Consider the following 13385-nt stretch of genomic DNA (forward strand, 5'->3'; position numbering starts at 1 on the left):
AGCATGAAGGAAGTCGTAATCGTTTCTGCCGTACGTACCCCAATCGGCAGTTTTATGGGAGCTCTATCCAGCGTTCCTGCCCCAAAATTGGGTGCAACCGCCATCAAGGGAGCACTCGAAAAAATCAACCTTTCTCCGGAAGAAGTTCAAGAAGTTCTGATGGGTCATGTGGTGCAAGCCGGAACCGGCCAAGCCCCTGCCCGACAGGCTGCTCTTTACGCCGGAATTCCAGATACCGTTCCCTGCACAACCGTGAACAAGGTGTGCTCTTCGGGAATGAAAACCATCATGCAGGCCGCTCAGTCCATCGCCTTGGGTGATACCGACATCGTGGTTGCCGGAGGGATGGAAAACATGAGCCAGATTCCACACTATATGCATATGCGCCAAGGCCTTAAATTCGGCCCGGCTACCGCACAAGATGGAATGCAGCGCGACGGACTGGTCGATGTCTATGACGGTAACGCCATGGGCGTTTGTGCAGACCTCTGTGCCACCGAGCACGGGTTTAGCCGAGAAGACCAGGATGCCTTTGCTGTTCAGTCTTACGAGCGCTCAGCCGCCGCTTGGAGCGGAGGAAACTTTGCAGGCGAAGTTGTTCCTGTAGAAGTCCCTCAGCGCCGAGGAGAGCCGGTTGTGGTTTCTGAAGACGAAGAGTTCAAGAATGTTCGCATGGAAAAAATTCCTGCCCTTCGACCGGCCTTTACCAAGGACGGTACGGTTACCGCAGCGAACGCTTCCACCATCAACGATGGGGCTGCTGCCCTTGTACTGATGAGCTCAGAGAAAGCTGCTGAAAAAGGACTCACTCCTATCGCAAAGATTCGCGCATACGCCGATGCAGCCCAAGAGCCTAAGTGGTTCACCACCGCTCCAGCCAAGGCCCTGCCTAAGGCCCTTGAAAAAGCCGGCGTTAGTCTGGACGATATTGACTACTTTGAATTCAACGAGGCCTTTTCAGTCGTTGGTTTGGCCAACATGAAAATTCTCGGGCTGAGCGATGACAAGGTCAATATCAACGGAGGAGCTGTTTCTTTGGGTCACCCCCTTGGATGCTCTGGTGCCCGTATCGTAGTCACCTTGCTTCACGTACTACAGCAAAAGAATGCCAAACTGGGTGCCGCTGCAATTTGCAACGGTGGTGGAGGTGCTTCTGCGCTGGTTGTTGAACGAATTCAAGGATAATTGGCAGCGAGTCAGAAAGGGTATGGTCTGGCGCTGCTGAGTAGTATCCCCCTTCGGGAAAATCCTGACCCACAAGCCCCTCTGCAGACACAAGTGCTGTTTGGGGAACATTTCGAAATCAAAGAAGAACGCAAGTTTTGGGTGCGCGTCAAACTCGCCGATGACGGCGAGGGTGGTTGGATGTACCGGCCCCAGTATCACCCTATAACGGAGGAGGAATACCAGAGCTGCACCCAAAAAGGCCAACGCACCTATAGCGGGCAATTGGTGGCCCATGTGGTCTGCGAACGCAACCGCTTGACTCCTGTTCTCCTTGGATCTCGAATCGATCACCTGAAGGACTTTAAAAAGGAATTCGAAGGAGAAGGCCTGGTGCCTGAGCAGAAAAAGGAAGACCTCATCGACCTGGCCCTGCTCTACCTCAATGCCCCGGAACAAGCCGGAGGCAAATCTCCTTTTGGCATTGATGCCGCTGGTTTTACTCAAATGGTGTACAAACTTGGGGGTCACAACATACCCCGACAAGTCAGTGACCAAGCGAAACTCGGAGAAGCCCTAAGCTTTATCGAGGAGAGCGAACCGGGAGACCTGGCCTTTTTTGACAACAAAGACGGAGAGATCAACCACGTGGGCATCATTCTGCCGAACAACTACCTGATCCATGTGCACGGGCAGGTACGCATTGATCGCCTGGACCACACCGGGGTCTTTAATCCCGAACTGCGGAGCTACACCCACTCCCTGAGGGTCATCAAAAAAATTCTCTAAAATAAAAAAGCCCGACTTGATGAGCCGGGCTTTTTTATTCGGTTAAGAAGAGATTATTCTCCTAGTAGGCCTTTGATTCGCTTGAAGTTTGCAGCGTCTCCCAAAGCACCGTAGATATTCTTCAATTGTGAAAGGATACTGGTGTTCTCTGGCTGCGTTTTCAATGCTGTTTCCAAGACAGAAGCACCTTCTCTAAAGAGGTTGTCTTTCTTCTCTTTCAACTCGTCGTACTTCGCGATATCTGCTTTTTTGTAAGAAGAAGCCAACTCATTCATCTTATCGATTAAGTCGTTTCCTTCGTTTACGTAAGTCGTAGAAAGGTTCAAAAGAGCGTTGGTGTAGTTAGGATCGATCGCAAGCGCTTTCTTGTACGCCCCGCGAGCACCTTCGTAATCCCCTTGCTCCATATTAATTACTCCTATGTTGTACAACAAGTCTGGGTTATCAGGAGCCATTTCAGAGGCTTCTGCCATCAACTCTTTGAACTTGTCTTTATCACCCATTCCATAGTACAAGTTGGCCTTGTTCAGGATCAGGTTAACATCCTTAGGGTTCTGTGCAATCGCATCTTCGTAAGCCTTGAGAGCCTCTTCGTTTTTCCCTTGTTGTTGGTAAATCAAGGCAACGTTCTTTACGATTTCGGCCTTTTTAGAAGGAGTTCTCTCGTCTTTTGGATCAGAGTGAGTTTGTGCTTTGATGTATAGATCACGAGTATCCTTTGGCAATTCTTCTCTTTCCCCTGTTTCATTGTTCACAGCCGTATACTTTAGAGTACTACCATCGTAGTTGAGTTCCTTGAGGATACTGTAGTACTCCAGAGCCATGTCATAATCCGGAGCATTTACCGCACTACCAGCAGCGTAATACAAGTAAATGGTGTCCTTTGGGCTCAAAGTATACCCGAGGTACAACTTCTTGGCTGCATCGGTAAAGGCTTTGTTCTTTTGATCATCCACAGCACCGTTGACCAAATCAGCAACCATTTGCTGAAGCTTCAATTGGATATCAGTCGTGTACTTCTCTTTCCCCATTTGCTCTTCTAGAGAAATAGTTTTGTTGTAGGAGCTAGCTGCTTTATCAAAAAGAGCCGCATCGTTCTTAGCCAAAGCCGCCTGAACATCACCCAACAAATAGTAGTACTGCGCCTGAACTTTGGAGTCAGCACCATCTATGGTTCCAGAAGCCCCTTCCAAAGCGGCCTTTGCTGCAGCAAAGTCTCCCTTCTTGATGGCTTTTGTCGCTGTTTTAATTTCGTCCTTCTGAGCAAAAGCTCCTAAGCTAACGCCTAGTGCAAGAACGAATAATACAAACTGTTTTTTCATCGTCGTTGAATTAAGATTAAGTGTGTTTATTTTGCAAATTTAGGATTCTTCTTGAGTATTGTTATCAAGTGCTGTGCCATCTTCGGTATCTACCTCAATATCAAGCACATCCGCATCCTCGACAGCCGAATCATCTTTCATCACCTTGGCAACAGCCGCAATAGAGTCCTTATCTTTAAGGTTGATCAGGCGAACCCCTTGAGTGGCCCGTCCCATCACGCGAAGATCCTCCACGCCCATTCGGATGGCGATCCCTGACTTGTTGATAATCATCAAATCATCGGAGTCGCTAACGCTCTTAATCGCAACCAAGCCACCGGTTTTGTCTGTGATCGAAATGGTCTTTACTCCTTTTCCACCACGGTTGGTGATTCGGTAATCGTCGATGGAAGAACGTTTACCATAGCCGTTTTCTGATACGACCAGGATATCTTCTTCCATATTGTGGATCGAAACCATGCCCACCACTTCATCTTTGTCGTCCGCGAGGGTGATTCCTCTCACCCCGGAAGCGTTACGCCCCATCGGACGGGTCTTGCCTTCTTCAAAGCGGATCGCTTTCCCGGATTTCAGTCCCAGTAAAATCTGACTGGTTCCGGTGGTCAGTTTGGCCTCGAGCAGTTCATCACCATCGCGCACCGTGATCGCATTGATCCCGTTTTGACGCGGACGGCTGTACTGTTCCAAAGAGGTCTTCTTCACCACCCCTTTCTTGGTCGCCATGATCACGTAATGGTTGTTCACGTATTCCTCGTCTTTGAGGTCACGGGTACAGATAAAGGCCTTTACGTTATCGTCATTTTCGATATTGATCAGGTTTTGAATCGCACGCCCTTTAGAGGTACGACTGCCCTCTGGAATTTCGTAAACCCTCATCCAGAAACACTTTCCTTTTTCGGTAAAGAACAGCATGTACTGGTGGTTGGTACTGACAAACAAGTGCTCCAAAAAGTCCTCGTTTCGAGTGGAAGAAGCTTTCTGCCCCACCCCTCCACGATTTTGGGTCTTGTATTCGTTAAGCGAGGTGCGCTTGATGTAGCCAGCATGCGAAATGGTAATCACCACTTGCTCATCCGGAATCATATCCTCAATACTGAGACTTCCTCCGGCCAGGTTAATTTCTGAACGACGCTCATCTCCGTATTTGTCTTTGATCTCCAGGAGTTCGTCCTTGATGATCTGCATTCTGCGATCGCGGTTGTCCAAAATATCCTTCAGGTCAGCGATCAATTTGGTAAGCTCCTCGTACTCCTCGCGAAGTTTGTCTTGCTCCAGTCCTGTCAATTGACGCAGTCTCATTTCGACGATCGCCTTGGCTTGGATTTCGGTCAGTTTGAACTTGTCCATCAAACCCTGTCGCGCGGCTTCTACATTCTCGGAAGCACGAATCAAAGCAATCACCTCATCGATATTATCTGAGGCAATAATCAGTCCTTCCAAAATATGAGCGCGCTCTTCCGCCTTACGCAATTCGAATTTGGTGCGGCGAACAACAACCTCATGGCGGTGATCCACAAAGTGCAGGATCATTTGCTTGAGGTTGAGCAACTGTGGACGCCCTTTCACCAGTGCAATATTGTTTACACTAAAAGAGGTCTGTAGCGCCGTGTATTTATAGAGCATGTTCAGGACGATGTTCGGAATAGCATCTCGCTTGAGTCCATAAACAATGCGCATACCTTTTCTGTCCGATTCGTCCCGAATAAATGATATGCCTTCAATCTTTTTGTCTCCTACCAGATCAGCCGTCTTTTTGATCATATCGGCTTTGTTCACCTGGTAAGGGATTTCGGTAACCACAATGGCCTCTTTCCCCTGAACTTCCTCGAAGCTGGCCTTGGCGCGCATGACAATTCGTCCGCGACCTGTCTCAAAGGCATCTTTTACACCATCGTAACCGTAGATGATTCCTCCGGTTGGGAAGTCAGGTGCCTTGATGTATTGCATCAATTCACTGATCTCAATCTCGGGGTTATCGATATAAGCCACCGTTCCATCCACCACTTCCGAAAGGTTATGGGGAGGCATATTGGTCGCCATACCCACGGCAATACCCGCTGACCCATTCACCAAGAGGTTGGGCACTCGCGCAGGAAGTACGGTTGGTTCTTTTAAGGTATCGTCAAAGTTGAGGCTGTGATCAACCGTGTCCTTATCAATATCAGCCAACATCTCATCCGCGATCTTCCGCATACGGGCTTCCGTATAACGCATCGCTGCCGGGCTGTCGCCATCAATCGAACCGAAGTTACCCTGTCCGTCGACCAGCATGTAACGCAAACTCCACTCCTGGGCCATACGCACCATGGTGTCGTAAACCGAGGTGTCACCGTGTGGGTGGTACTTACCGAGTACCTCCCCCACAATTCTCGCCGACTTCTTGTGGGCGCTTGTGGACCTGACACCCAATTCATGCATTCCATAAAGTACACGACGGTGTACGGGTTTTAATCCATCCCGTACGTCTGGGAGAGCCCGCGATACAATAACTGACATCGAATAATCGATATAAGCGGACTTCATTTCATCCTCAATGTTGATGGGGATCAACTTTTCTCCTTCTGCCATAAATTGATTGAAAATTTGTGATCAAAAAATCAAGCCAATATACGCAAAATGGGGCCTGAAGAGGGATTGAACTTATTCTTTATTAAAAGATTTATCAACAGCACTTCTTACCTCTATTCGGCAGTTTTCGCTTCAACTCTTGTAGGAATTCTTACTTTTTTCGTCTAAAACAATGTCTTTATCGAGAATGGGTACGGTTATTGGACTCCGTTGCTATACTTTTATTAATTTTAGTTGCTGAAAAGAAAATTTATGGATGATAATTTTTCACCTAGGGTAAAAGACGTCATTGCGTACAGCAAGGAGGAGGCGCTCAGGTTGGGTCACGATTTTATCGGGACCGAGCACCTGATGCTCGGTTTGCTGCGTGACGGGAACGGTAAGGCCATCAACATCCTGGATGCCCTTGATGTGGATTTGGATCACTTGAGAAGAAAGGTGGAAATCCTCAGCCCGGCCAATCCCAACCCGGGTAACATACAAAAAGACAAGAAGAATCTTCACCTGACCCGTCAGGCAGAGCGTGCACTAAAAACAACTTTTTTAGAGGCAAAGCTCTTTCAGAGTTCTTCTATCAATACAGCTCACCTCTTACTTTGTATTTTGCGCAATGAAAATGACCCAACGACCAAATTGCTGCATAAGCTGAAGGTCGATTACGATAATGTAAAAGAACAATTCAAGTCGATGATCACCAGTGACGACGACTACATGGACGATACACCCTCCGCTGAAGGCTCTTTTCCGAGCGATCCGGACGAAGGGGCAGAATCTCGTGAAGGAACCTTTGGATCAAGCGGAAGCCAAAAAGGCAAAGGCAAGTCCAAGACCCCTGTACTCGACAACTTTGGGCGCGACCTTACCCGTCTGGCGGAAGAAGAAAAGCTGGATCCGGTCGTTGGCCGCGAAAAAGAAATCGAGCGTGTTTCTCAGATTCTTTCTCGTCGTAAAAAGAACAACCCCTTATTGATCGGGGAACCTGGTGTCGGTAAGAGTGCCATCGCTGAAGGCTTGGCCCTACGCATCATCAATAAAAAGGTATCTCGTATTCTTTACAACAAGCGCGTTGTAACTTTGGATTTGGCTTCCCTTGTAGCGGGAACCAAGTACCGTGGACAGTTCGAAGAGCGGATGAAAGCCGTGATGAACGAGCTGGAGAAGAACGACGACATTATTCTGTTCATTGACGAAATCCACACCATTGTTGGTGCAGGTGGAGCAACAGGAAGCCTGGACGCCTCCAATATGTTCAAACCGGCATTAGCCCGGGGCGAAATTCAATGTATTGGTGCCACCACTTTGGACGAGTACCGTCAATACATCGAAAAGGATGGGGCATTGGAACGCCGTTTCCAAAAGGTGATGGTGGAACCAACTTCGGTTGAAGAGACCATCGAAATCCTGATGAACATCAAAGAAAAGTACGAAGACCACCACAACGTGACTTACACGGAGGATGCGGTCGTAGCTTGTGTCAAATTGACCAACCGCTACATGACAGATCGCTTCTTACCGGACAAGGCGATTGACGCTTTGGACGAGGCCGGATCACGAGTGCACATTGTCAATATGGATGTGCCTCAGCAGATCTTGGAGTTGGAATCCCAGTTGGAGGCCACCCGCGATCTCAAATCCAGCGTGGTTAAAAAACAGAAATACGAAGAAGCGGCGAAATTGCGCGACGACGAAAAGCGCCTCGAGAAGGAGCTGGCCACCGCTCAAGAGCAGTGGGAAGAAGAAAGTCGTCTGCACCGCGAAACCGTTTCTGCTGAAAACGTGGCCGATGTGGTCTCGATGATGAGCGGAATTCCGGTGAACCGAATCGCCCAGACCGAAAGCAACAAGCTCGCCGAACTCCCGGCCTTGATCAAAGATCATGTGATCGGACAAGACGAGGCTGTTGTTAAAGTCGCCAAAGCGATTCAGCGTAACCGCGCTGGTCTTAAAGAACCGAATAAGCCTATTGGATCCTTTATCTTCCTCGGACAAACCGGTGTTGGAAAAACCCAATTGGCCAAAGTATTGGCTCGAGAGCTCTTCGATTCAGAAGACGCCTTGATTCGCATCGATATGAGCGAATACATGGAGAAGTTTGCGATCTCTCGATTAGTGGGAGCACCTCCGGGATACGTCGGATACGAAGAAGGTGGTCAGCTGACCGAAAAGGTACGTCGCAAGCCTTACTCTGTTATCTTATTGGACGAGGTCGAGAAGGCCCACCCGGATGTTTTCAACATGCTTCTGCAAGTATTGGACGATGGGTACCTGACCGACAGCTTGGGTCGTAAAATCGATTTCCGCAACACCATTATCATCATGACTTCCAATATTGGAGCCCGTCAATTGAAGGATTTTGGCCAGGGAGTTGGATTTGGAACCAGTGCGAAGAAAGCCCAGGCCGAATCTCACCAGAAGAGTGTGATCGAGAATGCTTTGAAAAAAGCTTTTGCACCTGAATTCTTAAACCGTATCGATGACGTGATCGTTTTCAACAGCTTAGAGAAGGAGCACATTTTCGAAATCATCGAAATCGAGCTTGCCAAGCTATTTAAGCGCATCAAAGAGATCGGATACAACCTGGTCCTTTCGGATACTGCACGGGATTATATTGCCGAGAAAGGCTTTGATAAGCAATACGGTGCCCGTCCGCTGAAGAGAGCGATTCAGAAGTACATTGAAGACGCTCTTGCCGAGGAAATTGTGAATGCCAACCTGGAAGAGGGTGACAGCATTTTCATGGACCTGGATGAAGAAAAACAAGAGCTGACGGTTCGGATTGAGAAAGCCGAGAAATCGAAGCAGGAATAGCCTGAACCTCAGAGATAATGCAGAAAGGGAAGCGATTGGCTTCCCTTTTTTTGTGCCTTGCAACAAGGATCAGGCCAAAAGCTGACATTTGTCATACATACGATAAACGTGCAGATAATCTAGTTTTTTTCACCCACCCCCTCCACTCTCCTACTTTCGTTTCAGGACACTATAGATATGGGAAAAAACCTGGGATACCACTTAAAAAGCCCGGTCATTAAAGAATACATCTTGGACATCGGGACCATTATGGTCTATGAAGATTTCATGGTGGCTATGTTTAATGAAGGCACTACACTGACGCTAGAAAGAGCGTATCAAATCATCGGCATTTCAGAGATCCACTATCGCAACAAACCTTTTGGCTATATCAGTTACCGCAAGCATTCTTATGCTATTGATCCCATTATCTACACCTACTTGCGAGAACTCGATAATTTAATTGCCTTCGCGGTTGTGACGAAGAAGGAGATCGATATGCACAACTTCAAAATCGAGAAGATGTTCTACAAGAATATGATGGAGATCTTTATCGAATTTGACAATGCGGCTCAATGGACCCGTCGCCGGGTCAAGCGCATGCGCAACAAAAAGGCCATTAGTTAGCCCTCTTGTTGACCTTCTGCAGGGGCTGGTGGTTGAAGCCACTGGCGAAAAGCAACCCCTAAATACTGAATCAAATGACTGGCACGCAATGCTTCATAGCCCATATCGCGTACCGCCAGGTCACCCGATAAGCCGTGGAGGAAAACGCCCACCAAGGCCGCGTCTAAGGGTGAATAGCCTTGTGCGATCAATCCCGCGACGATTCCAGCCAGAACGTCTCCGCTACCTGCTGTAGCCATCCCTGGATTTCCTGAACTATTGAAATAGCCCAATTCGCGATAAAGGGTTAAGGTATGGGCTCCTTTAATCACCAATACACAGTCGTATTGCTTAACAAAGGCTCTGGCCTTTTCTAATTTGTCAAAATCATCAGTCCACTCCCCAATTAAGATCTTGAGCTCACCCGGGTGTGGTAAGAGCACTGTTGAGGGAGGCAAGAGATCAAGCAGTTCCCGGTTCTGCCCTAAAATATTGAGTCCGTCTGCATCGATAACCAAAGGCATTTGGGGCTTTTCTTCCAGGAAGGTGGTAAAAGCTTGGACCGTAGCAGCAGCGGTCCCCATCCCCATCCCAAGGGCCACCACCTGGGGTTTGACACTTAGGGCAAAAGATTCCAAGGCATCCTTGCCTTTATCGACCTCCACCATGGCTTCAGGCAAGCCCACTTGCAGTGGCACAAGACCGCTTCGCGGTGTACGCGCTGTGACCTTTCCGGCTCCAGCCGTCAGTACCGCTTCAGCCGCTAGACGTACAGCTCCTATTTTTCCAGTACTTCCACCGAGTACAGCGGCGTGGCCCATCTGCCCCTTGTGAGCAAATCGCCCTCGGCCGCGGTAGGCTGGTTTTAAAAGGTCTCCGTATATCCAATGAAACTCTGCAGGGGTTTCGGCTAACACCGCTGGATCCAGACCGATATCCAGTACTTCCCATCCGTGTACAGAAGAGCCCGTTTCAGGCAAGAAGAATGGCAGCTTCGGGAATTGAAAACTCAAGACCACTTCTGCTTCAACAGACTGCCCGGGTTCTGTATGTCGGTCTAAAAAGAGTCCTGAAGCAATGTCCAGGGAGACCACAAAGCTCGGAGCGGCATTGATGTATTGAAAGAGTTCCAAAATCCATGGATCCGGTACCCGGTTCAGTCCTATACCAAAGATCGCATCCACCACGATATGCTGCTGGCCCAATTCAGGTCTAGGACCCTTTTCTTCCAGAAGTTCCGGCCAGCACTTTCGCTCCCGAAGTCGCTCCAGATTTTGCAAAAATTCAGGCGATCGTTCTTTGCGCACCTGCACCATATACACCTCGACATGGTAACCGTGCTCCATCAAGTGGCGTGCCAGGGCCAATCCGTCTCCACCGTTGTTGCCCGTTCCGGCCAGAACCACAATAGGCGTTGGACTCCCCTGCAATCGGCTGTGGATGTAGTTGAAGGACGCCTCAGCCGCTCTTTCCATCAATTCACCTGCTGCTAAGCCTTGACGCTCAATGGTCAACCGATCGGCATTATATATCTGATCGCGCGAAAAAATCTTCATTTTTCAAAAATTAGGGGTCTAAAATCCAAATACAGCAAAAATAATTGGGGGATTAGGTCAGGGTGTCAAAAGTAGTACTTTTACTTCTTGTTCAATTTTTAAATACAGCCAGAAACAAGCGTTAATCATTCATGAAAGTCCTAAAATTCGGCGGTACTTCCGTTGCCAATGCCGACGCCATCTCCCAACTCAAAAACATTGTTGCCTCTCTGAATTCGACCGAGCTCATTATTGTGGTTTCGGCCTTGGGTGGGGTGACCGATCGATTGGAAGAAGCTCTAGCACTCGCTTCGACCAAGCAAGAAGGCTACAAGGATATTTTGGAGGCTCTGGAGGAGCGCCATATCGAGTTGACCCGCCAGCTGTATCCAGTCAAGGAACAAGGGGGTATCTTAGCGCGTTTGAAAGGAGAATTCAACACCCTGGAAACCCTTTTAGAAGGCTCCTATTTAATCGGAGAAGAGACTCCTCGTCTACATGACCTGGTCACGGGGTACGGAGAATTGCTTTCTTCTGAACTCATCGCTGGCTATTTGGTCAGTCAAGGACTCAAAGCACATTGGGCCGATAGCCGTCAACTCATCAAAACCAATGATCAGTTCGGACGTGCCCGTGTTCATAAAAAAGAAACCTACGCCAAGCTGCAAGCCTTTGCCAAAGAGCAAAAAGGCAACATCCTGCTTGCCCCGGGTTTTATCGCATCCTGCGATCGTGGAGACACCACAACCTTAGGACGTGGAGGATCGGATTACACTGCCGCCCTATGGGCTGCTGCGGTAGGGGCAGAAGAATTACAAATTTGGACGGATGTGAGCGGAATGTACACCTCTCACCCTGCCCTGGTCAAACAGGCCAAAAGCATTGCTCAATTGAGCTATGAGGAAGCCATGGAGCTTTCTCACTTTGGAGCCAAAGTCTTATACCCGCCGACCATTTGGCCGGTACTCGAAAAAGGCTGCCCGATTCGCATCAAAAACACCTTTGCTCCGGAGGATGCCGGCACCCTCATTCAGGCGGCCGATAACCCAGACGCCAAAACCGTTCGCGGTATCAGCCACATCCAGGGCATCAGCTTACTGACCTTGGAAGGGCCCGATATGGTGGGCATTCCCGGTGTTTCTAAGCGCTTCTTTGAAGCCCTCGGCCAGGCCGACGTCAATGTAGTCCTGATTACACAGGCTTCTTCGGAGCACTCCATCTGCGTGGGCTTGATGAGTGAGCAACTCTCCCAGGCAAAACAAGCCGTCAAGACCGAATTCGAACGAGAAATCGAAACCGGTCGACTCAAAGAATTACTGATCGAAACCGAACTGGCCGTGGTTGCCTTGGTTGGAGATAACCTCAAGAGCCACCAAGGGGTCAGCGGTCGTATGTTTAGCGCTCTTGGAAAAAACAACGTGAATATTCACGCCATCGCCCAGGGTGGATCCGAAAGAAACATCTCGGCCGTAATCGCCGAAAAGGACGTCAAAAAGGCCCTCAACACCCTGCACGAGACCTTCTTTGAAGTTCAAACGCGTCAGCTGAACCTCTTCATCCTAGGAGTGGGGAACGTCGGAGCCCGCTTCCTCAAACAAGTGGAACAGCAACAGGAGTACCTCAGAGAAAACCTGCGTCTGCAGTTGCGCATCATTGGACTGTCCAACTCCCGTACCATGGTCTTCGATGAAGAAGGCATCGCTCTTTCGGACTGGGAACAGCGACTAGCCGATGGGCAAAAGGCCAATATCAATGGTTTTAAGGAACAACTACAAAGCCTGAACCTGCGCAATAGCATTCTGGTAGACAATACGGCCAGCGAGGCCATTGCACGTCAGTACCCGGATTTCTTAAAGCGGAATGTGGCGGTCGTGACCTGCAATAAAATTGCCTGTTCCTCTGAACTGGAGTACTATACAGAACTCAAGGGTCTTAGCTCGCGTTATCTTTCGCCCTTCCTTTTCGAAACGAACGTAGGCGCTGGATTACCTATCATCGACACCCTTCGCAACCTGATTATTTCGGGCGACAAGGTGCGTAAAATCCAAGCGGTACTCTCGGGGAGCTTGAATTTCGTGTTCAACACCTTCCAGGAAGGCGACTCCTTCCAGGCCATTGTGGAGGAAGCCAAAAATCAGGCTTTACCGAGCCGGATCCACGAATTGATTTATCCGGGGTCGATGTGATGCGTAAAATTTTGATCCTGGCCCGTGAAAGTGGTCACGCCCTCGAAATGGAAGAGATCACTTCGGATTCGTTCTTACCTGCCTCCAGTCTTGCGGCCGATAGCGTTGACGATTTCATGGCTACTTTGGGGAAAGAAGAAGAACACTTTCAGCAATTATTACAAGCCAAGCCATCACCGGAACACCGTTTAAAATACGTGGCTTCCTTTGAGAAAGGCAAGGCCTCGACCGGCCTGCAGTATATCGCACCCAACCATCCTTTTTACGAGCTCAACGGCAGCGATAATATCGTGCTTTTCTTTACGGACCGGTACCCGGAACAACCCCTCATCATCAAAGGGGCTGGAGCTGGAGCCGATGTTACGGCCTCGGGGATATTTGCAGATATCATCCGAATTGGCAATTTTTAATTCTGGAAGACCAACCGA

The 13385-nt window shown here is 49.0% G+C and carries 7 protein-coding genes and 1 pseudogene; 5 read left to right on the forward strand and 3 right to left on the reverse strand.

All coding sequences use genetic code 11. The features are described from left to right. Positions 1 to 3 precede the first annotated feature (3 nt). Together BST99_RS06230 and BST99_RS06235 are read left to right on the forward strand one after the other, a co-directional pair. Positions 4 to 1185, forward strand: coding sequence for an acetyl-CoA C-acyltransferase (locus BST99_RS06230; protein ID WP_105001034.1), 1182 nt, complete (start codon positions 4 to 6; stop codon positions 1183 to 1185). Then, positions 1186 to 1953 (forward strand): C40 family peptidase, encoded by a 768-nt coding sequence (locus BST99_RS06235; RefSeq protein WP_105001035.1) that lies wholly within the window; start codon positions 1186 to 1188, stop codon positions 1951 to 1953. 53 nt (positions 1954 to 2006) lie between these two features. Here the strand turns inward: BST99_RS06235 and BST99_RS06240 are convergent, their stop codons facing one another. Both BST99_RS06240 and gyrA read right to left on the reverse strand, forming a co-directional pair. After that, positions 2007 to 3275, reverse strand: coding sequence for a tetratricopeptide repeat protein (locus BST99_RS06240; protein ID WP_105001036.1), 1269 nt, complete (start codon positions 3273 to 3275; stop codon positions 2007 to 2009). Positions 3276 to 3314: 39 nt separating this feature from the next. Then, positions 3315 to 5843 carry a DNA gyrase subunit A gene (gene gyrA / locus BST99_RS06245; RefSeq protein ID WP_105001037.1) on the reverse strand — a complete coding sequence of 843 codons (2529 nt, stop codon included), beginning with the start codon at positions 5841 to 5843 and terminating at the stop codon, positions 3315 to 3317. 252 nt (positions 5844 to 6095) lie between these two features. Here gyrA and BST99_RS06250 point away from each other — a divergent pair, with 252 nt between their 5' ends. Next, positions 6096 to 8651: an ATP-dependent Clp protease ATP-binding subunit gene (locus tag BST99_RS06250; protein WP_105001038.1), complete on the forward strand. Its 2556-nt coding sequence runs from the start codon at positions 6096 to 6098 to the stop codon at positions 8649 to 8651. A gap of 177 nt (positions 8652 to 8828) precedes the next feature. Beyond that, positions 8829 to 9257: an STAS/SEC14 domain-containing protein gene (locus BST99_RS06255; RefSeq protein ID WP_105001039.1), complete on the forward strand. Its 429-nt coding sequence runs from the start codon at positions 8829 to 8831 to the stop codon at positions 9255 to 9257. On the opposite strand, the gene BST99_RS06260 is transcribed toward BST99_RS06255, so the two are convergent. Continuing rightward, the gene (locus tag BST99_RS06260) at positions 9254 to 10792 is read right to left on the reverse strand and encodes an NAD(P)H-hydrate dehydratase (RefSeq protein WP_105001040.1); all 1539 of its coding nucleotides are present in this window, start codon (positions 10790 to 10792) and stop codon (positions 9254 to 9256) included. The two genes, BST99_RS06255 and BST99_RS06260, sit on opposite strands and share 4 nt — an antisense overlap. A gap of 131 nt (positions 10793 to 10923) precedes the next feature. Here BST99_RS06260 and thrA point away from each other — a divergent pair. Next, a pseudogene (gene thrA / locus BST99_RS06265) lies at positions 10924 to 13367 on the forward strand (bifunctional aspartate kinase/homoserine dehydrogenase I). The last annotated feature ends 18 nt before the right edge of the window (positions 13368 to 13385 follow it).

It is taken from the genome of Aureicoccus marinus (genome assembly GCF_002954325.1).
GTDB classification, from domain to species: domain Bacteria; phylum Bacteroidota; class Bacteroidia; order Flavobacteriales; family Flavobacteriaceae; genus Aureicoccus; species Aureicoccus marinus.